Source organism: Streptomyces sp. SP17BM10, assembly GCF_036322405.1.
Classification (GTDB): domain Bacteria; phylum Actinomycetota; class Actinomycetes; order Streptomycetales; family Streptomycetaceae; genus Kitasatospora.
The window spans coordinates 1-211 of sequence record NZ_JAQYXB010000040.1 but is presented as its reverse complement, the minus strand read 5'-3'; the positions used below and the strand labels follow the sequence as shown (position 1 = coordinate 211).

General features: G+C 76.8%; 1 protein-coding gene. It reads right to left on the bottom strand.

Annotation, left to right across the window (positions count from 1 at the left end):
• A partial coding sequence (locus PUR71_RS00130; protein WP_329924236.1) for an acyl carrier protein occupies positions 1-211 on the bottom strand: 211 nt, incomplete at both ends.

The window sequence follows — 211 nt, the reverse complement described above, 5'->3', positions numbered from 1 at the left end:
GGCAGGCGCAGGCCGGTGACGGCGGTCAGGCGGTTGCGCAGTTCGAGTGCCGTGAGGGAGTCGATGCCGAGGTCGTGGAAGTCCCGGTCGGCGGCGACGGCCTGCGGTGAGGCGTGGCCGAGGACGGCGGCGGCCTCGGTGCGGACCAGGTCGACGACGTGGCGCAGCCGGTCCGCCTCGCGCAGCTCGTGGAGCCGGGCCGCGAGGGCGG